At 65.8% G+C, this 5,391-nt stretch carries 8 protein-coding genes; 6 read left to right on the top strand and 2 right to left on the bottom strand.

Annotation, left to right across the window (positions count from 1 at the left end; all coding sequences use genetic code 11):
• Positions 1-73: 73 nt before the first annotated feature.
• On the top strand, positions 74-556 hold the full coding sequence (ispF, locus tag ADADOO_RS03640) for a 2-C-methyl-D-erythritol 2,4-cyclodiphosphate synthase (RefSeq protein ID WP_511275102.1): 483 nt from the start codon (positions 74-76) through the stop codon (positions 554-556).
• On the top strand, positions 546-1,142 hold the full coding sequence (gene thpR / locus ADADOO_RS03635) for an RNA 2',3'-cyclic phosphodiesterase (protein WP_511275100.1): 597 nt from the start codon (positions 546-548) through the stop codon (positions 1,140-1,142). Before ispF ends, thpR begins: the two co-directional genes overlap by 11 nt.
• Here thpR and ADADOO_RS03630 read toward each other — a convergent pair.
• Positions 1,132-2,430, bottom strand: coding sequence for an ATP-binding protein (locus ADADOO_RS03630; RefSeq protein ID WP_511275099.1), 1,299 nt, complete (start codon positions 2,428-2,430; stop codon positions 1,132-1,134). The genes thpR and ADADOO_RS03630 overlap by 11 nt on opposite strands.
• Positions 2,430-3,170, bottom strand: a complete 741-nt coding sequence (gene ompR, locus ADADOO_RS03625) for an osmolarity response regulator transcription factor OmpR (RefSeq protein ID WP_511275098.1) — start codon at positions 3,168-3,170, stop codon at positions 2,430-2,432. Before ompR ends, ADADOO_RS03630 begins: the two co-directional genes overlap by 1 nt.
• A gap of 158 nt (positions 3,171-3,328) precedes the next feature.
• On the opposite strand from ompR, the gene ADADOO_RS03620 reads away from it, so the two are divergent.
• The 4 genes from ADADOO_RS03620 to ADADOO_RS03605 form a co-directional block, all read left to right on the top strand.
• Positions 3,329-3,628 carry a hypothetical protein gene (locus ADADOO_RS03620; protein WP_511275096.1) on the top strand — a complete coding sequence of 100 codons (300 nt, stop codon included), beginning with the start codon at positions 3,329-3,331 and terminating at the stop codon, positions 3,626-3,628.
• A gap of 38 nt (positions 3,629-3,666) precedes the next feature.
• Complete coding sequence (tsaB, locus tag ADADOO_RS03615; RefSeq protein ID WP_511275094.1) at positions 3,667-4,356, top strand: tRNA (adenosine(37)-N6)-threonylcarbamoyltransferase complex dimerization subunit type 1 TsaB; 690 nt, start codon at positions 3,667-3,669, stop codon at positions 4,354-4,356.
• 3 nt (positions 4,357-4,359) lie between these two features.
• Complete coding sequence (gene rimI, locus ADADOO_RS03610) at positions 4,360-4,824, top strand: ribosomal protein S18-alanine N-acetyltransferase (RefSeq protein ID WP_511275092.1); 465 nt, start codon at positions 4,360-4,362, stop codon at positions 4,822-4,824.
• The coding region (locus tag ADADOO_RS03605) for a uracil-DNA glycosylase (protein WP_511275090.1) at positions 4,821-5,391 on the top strand (571 nt) is incomplete at its 3' end. The genes rimI and ADADOO_RS03605, both read left to right, overlap by 4 nt.

Genomic DNA, 5,391 nt, shown 5'->3' with positions numbered 1-5,391 from the left:
GCGATGCGACCAATCTGAAAGTCACCTATCCGGCCGACCTCGCCTTGGCCGCGATGATACTGAGGGCACGCAAATGAATTTCCGCGTCGGGCAGGGCTACGATGTGCACCAGCTGGTCGAGGGCCGCAAGCTGATTCTCGGCGGCGTAGAGATTCCCCATCCAACCGGCTTGCTCGGCCATTCCGACGCCGATGCGCTGCTTCACGCCATAACCGACGCGCTGCTCGGCGCCGTCGCGCTCGGCGACATCGGCCGGCATTTTCCCGACACCGATCCGCGCTACCAGGGGGCCGACAGCCGCGTCCTGCTCCGTGCTGCCGTTGCCCTGCTGGCCGAACGCGGCTGGCGGCCGGTCAACGTCGATGCGACGCTGATCGCCCAGCAACCCAAGCTGGCGCCGCACGCCGCGGCGATGGTTGCCAACGTCGCCGCCGACCTCGGCATTGCGGCCGACTGCGTCAATATCAAGGGCAAGACCAACGAGCGCCTCGGCTATCTCGGCCGCGAGGAAGCCATCGAAGCGCAGGCCATCGCGCTGGTCGCACGTGTCGGCTGAGCGGCGAAACCAGAAACAACCCAAACCGGCCACGGCCAGAGTTTTCTTCGCCCTCTGGCCAGCGCCGGAAGTCGCCGAGCGTCTCGGCGACATTGCCCGCGATGCCGCCCATTCGTTCGGCGGCCGCGCCACCCGCCGCGACACCATCCACCTGACGCTGGCCTTCCTTGGCAACGTTCCCGAAACACATTTGCCCGAGCTGTCGATGGCCGCCGCCAGCGTTCGCGTCGCGCCATTCGCCATCAACGTCGACCAGCTCGGCTTCTGGTCGCACAACCATTTGCTGTGGGCCGGATGTCAGGCACCGTCGGCCCCGCTGGACGCGCTTTTCCGCCAGTTGCGCCAGGCCCTGGCGCGGGCCGGATTCAGGGTCGGCGGCGAGGGCCGCGATTTCTTCCTGCACATTACGCTGGTCCGCCGGGTACCGGAAGCCGGTGCGCCATCCGAAAGCCGCCCGCTCCCGTTGATGGAACCCCTGACTTGGCGCAACGAGCGTTTCGTGCTGGTACGTTCGACCCTGAGCGAGCTGGGTTCGTCCTACCGGATCATTGATGAATTCCCGCTGACGCCAGCCCTCAGCGCCTGATCGGCAGCACCAGGCGAACAAGCAGGCCGCCACCAGGATTGGGTAGCAGATCGAGCCGTCCGTCGTGCAACCTGGCGATGCGCTCGACGATGGCCAGCCCGAGTCCGGTGCCGGTGGCGTCGGTGCGGGCGTTCTCGAGCCGGGTGAAGGGGCGTTTCAGACGCTCAATTTCTTCGGGTGGTATGCCCGGGCCGTGATCGCTGATTTCCAGCCAAATTTCCCCGTTGACCGTAGCAGCCGACAGCGTGATCTCGCCGCCGCCGTATTTGACGGCGTTGTCGATCAGGTTGGTCACGGCGCGGGTGATCGCCTTTGGCCGCAGCGTCGTTTCGGGCAGGGCTTCAATCGCCGCGGTCAGCGCGTGGCCAACGGCGCGCTGACGCTCGACAATGCCTGATAGAAGAGCGCCAAGATCGGTCGCCACGGCGGCCTCGCCGGATTCGGTCCGGGCGTAATCCATGAACTGCGAAATGACCGCCTCCATCTGCTCGATGTCGGCGACCACGGCCTGCCGGGCGCTCTCGGCGACACTCATTTCGGCCTCCAGACGCAACCGGGTGAGCGGGGTGCGCAGGTCGTGCGAGATACCGGCCAGCACTTCGGACCTATCCTTTTCATGGCGTTCGAGATCGGCCGCCATGGTGTTGAAGGCGACGGCCAGGCGACTCAGTTCCTCGGCGCCATCTTCCGGCAGCGGCGCCGGCTTCTCGCCGCGACCAACCGCCTCGGCCGATCTGGCCATGGCCTTGAGCGGCCGACTGATGCGCGAGGCGATGAGCCAGGCGACGGCCATGGCCAGAATGACCGCGAGCAGCCCCCAGGCCAGCCAGTGGCTGGCGAAGTCGCGGGCGGCGCGGTCACGCGGCAGGACCAGCCAGTATTCCTCATCGTCGGCATCGTCGAGGCGGAAACTGACCCAGAAACCGGTCACCCCATCGACGCTGGCGGCAATCCGCGTGTGGTCGCCCAGGCGAGCGTTCAGCTCGCGCTGCAGGAGCCGGAAAAAGCGCGAATCGGGCATCGCCTCGATTTTGTCTTCCGGTTCCGCCGGCAGCAGCCGAATGCCTTCGCGCGTCGAAAATTCGGTGAACAGGCCGAGCCGCTTGTCCGGCGCCGCGGCAAATAGCGAAGCGCGGATCAGGTTGACGGCAGACGCTGCCAGTTGGGCGGTTTCCCGTGCCCGGGGCTCGGCATCGATGTAGCGAAACAGGCTGAGCCAAGCCGCCGTGGTCAGCAGCACGAGCATGGCGAGCAACAGGAAGGTGCGCGCCAGCAGCGTGCGCGGCATCATTCTTTGGTGGCTTCTTTCATCGCGCCGTCCGGCACGAAGACGTAGCCGAAGCCCCAGACCGTCTGCAGGTAGCGCGGCTGGGCCGGGTCGGCTTCGATGAGTTTGCGCAGGCGCGACACCTGGACGTCGATGGCGCGGTCGAACGGGCCCTGTTCGCGGCCGCGGGCCAGGGTCATGAGCTTGTCGCGGGAAAGCGGCTGGCGCGGGTGCTGGAGCAGCACCTTGAGAACGGCAAATTCGCCGGTGGTCAACGATTGCAGTTCATCGCCGCGGCTCAGCGTGCGGGCGGCAAGATCGACTTCGATGTTGCCGAAAGTGATCTTTTCCTGGTCGTCTTCCGGCGCGCCGGGCGGCTTGCTGCCCTGGCGGCGCAAAACGGCGTGGATGCGGGCGAGCAGTTCGCGCGGGTTGAAGGGTTTGGGCAGATAATCGTCGGCGCCCATTTCGAGGCCGACGATGCGGTCGATCTCGTCGCCCTTGGCGGTCAGCATGATGATCGGCGTCCTGTCCCCCTGGCCGCGCAGGCGGCGGCAGATGGTCAGGCCGTCTTCACCCGGCATCATGAGGTCGAGGACGATCAGGTGGTAGTGCTCGCGGGCGCGCAGCTTGTCCATCTGCTGGCCGTCGGCGGCGGCTTTGACGGCGAAGCCCTGTTCGCCGAGGTAGCGGGTCAACAGGTCGCGCAGGCGGGCATCGTCATCGACGACGAGAATGTGTTGGTGTTGTTGTTCGTTCATGGCGGCAAGGATAAGGGCGGACAGTGAATGGAACGCGGCAAATGGTAACAAGCTTTTGCCGGGGCAGGCCGGGAAACATATTCTTACACTTCGAAGCGCTTGCCTGGCGTCGCCGGATAGACAATGGTGACATCTGAACCGCTATCCTCTGGCCTGCCATGAAACGTCTTGTTGCCCTGTCCCTGTTGCTGCTGAGCCTCCTTGGTTCGGCCGGTGGCGTCTGGGCGCAGCAAGGATACTGGCGCGACCTGCCGCCGGACGAGCGGCGCCAGCTGCGCCAGCAGATGCGCGAGCACTGGCAGCAGGAACGTGAATACCGCCGTGACGAAGGCGCCCCGCGCTGGCGTGACGTGCCGCCGGAAGATCGGCGTCGCCTGCGCGACGACATGCGCCAACAGCGCGCCTGGGGCGAGCAACGTGAACGTCGGGGTGACGGCCGGGGCTGGCGCCGAGATTGAATCCCGGGTCGGCCGCGCCTCCGGTAAAATGCCGGCCCATGCTGATCCTCGCTCTCGAAACTTCAACTGAACTTGGCTCCTGCGCCCTCTGGCGCGATGGTGTGGTGGCTGAACGCATCTGTCCGCCGGGCCGGTCTCATTCCGAAACCCTGTTGCCGCTGGTCCGCCAACTGCTGGCCGAAGCGGGCATCAAGGTCGGGCAACTCGATGCGATTGCCTTCGGCGTCGGCCCGGGTGCCTTCACCGGCTTGCGCGTCGCCTGTGGCGCGGCGCAGGGGCTGGCGGTGGCGACCAATCGGCCGCTGATTCCGGTGACCAGCCTCGAAACGATGGCAGCACAGGCCGGTGCCGAGCGCGTCCTGGCGCTGCTCGATGCGCGCATGGGCGAGGTTTATTCGGGGCGCTATCAACTGATCGACGGCGCTTATCATCTGCTGGGTCAAATTCGCGTTTCGCCACCGGATGCTGTCGCGCTGCCGGCCGAGCCGGGCTGGATTGCCTGCGGCAATGCCATCGCCGCCTATCCGGCTTTGGCTGAATGCCTGGGCGCGGCCGGTATCCCGGTGCACGCTGACATTCTGCCGAGCGCTGCCGCCGTGGCCCGCCTGGCGGCACCCCGCGCCGCTCGTGGCGAAGGCATCGATGCGGCGCTGGCCGCGCCGCTTTACATCCGCGACAAGGTGGCCAAGACGGTGGCCGAACGACTTAGCGAAGGCGGACGGGCTTAAACCTTGAAACCCCAGTTGACTGTTCCGGCCGATTTTTTCCCGATGAACGAGCGCGACCTTGATGCGGTGGCGGCGCTCGAAGCGACTTTGCAAACCTTTCCGTGGTCACGCGGCAATTTTGCCGATTCGCTGATCGCCGGCTATAGCGTCTGGGTGCTGCGCGTCGGCGGCGAGCTGATCGGTTTTTCGGTGGTCATGCGCGTCATCGACGAGGCGCATCTGCTGACCATCGGCATCGGCCAGCGTTATCAGGGGCAGGGCTACGGGGCGCGGATGCTGCGCCATGCCATGGAGTGCGCCCGGCTCGGCGGCGCCAGTAAGTTGTTTCTCGAAGTCCGGCCGTCCAACGAGCGGGCAATCGAACTCTATCGCCACTTCGGATTCCAGCAGATCGGCTTGCGCAAAGGCTATTATCCGGCGGTGATCGGGCGCGAAGATGCGCTGGTTTTTGATAAGGAATTGGCATGAGCCTGAGCCGCGAGCAGATGCTGGTCGAGATGGGTATAACGCCGATCTGGGTGCTGCGCGATACGGAACCACGTGCGCCGGCAGGCGAGGTCCGTGAACAAGCAGTAGCCGAACCGGAAGCTAGCGCTCCGGCACCGGAACAGGCCCCTGCCATCGTGTCCGAAACCGCCCCGCTAGCCAGGCCGGCGCCCGCTGCTGCACTGCGCCCGATGACGCCAGTCGATAACCTGAACTGGCCTGAATTGGCCAAGCAGGTTGCCGAATGCCGCGCCTGCCCGCTCTGCGAACAACGCAAACAGGCCGTGCTCGGTGTCGGCGATCGCAATCCGGACTGGCTGTTCATCGGCGAAGGTCCGGGCGCCGAGGAGGACGTCAAGGGCGAACCTTTCGTCGGCCAGGCCGGCAAACTACTTGACGCCATGTTGGCCTCGCTCGACATCGCACGCGGCAACCGGGTGTATATCGCCAATGCGGTCAAATGCCGGCCACCCGGCAACCGGACGCCGGAAGCCGCTGAAATTACCGCCTGCCGGCCGTATCTGGAACGGCAGATCGCGCTGCTCAAGC

Origin of the sequence: Azonexus sp., assembly GCF_036170495.1 — a bacterium.
Lineage (GTDB): Bacteria > Pseudomonadota > Gammaproteobacteria > Burkholderiales > Rhodocyclaceae > Azonexus.
The sequence above is the reverse complement of the archived record's forward strand: the minus strand, read 5'-3'. Positions and strand labels throughout refer to the sequence as shown.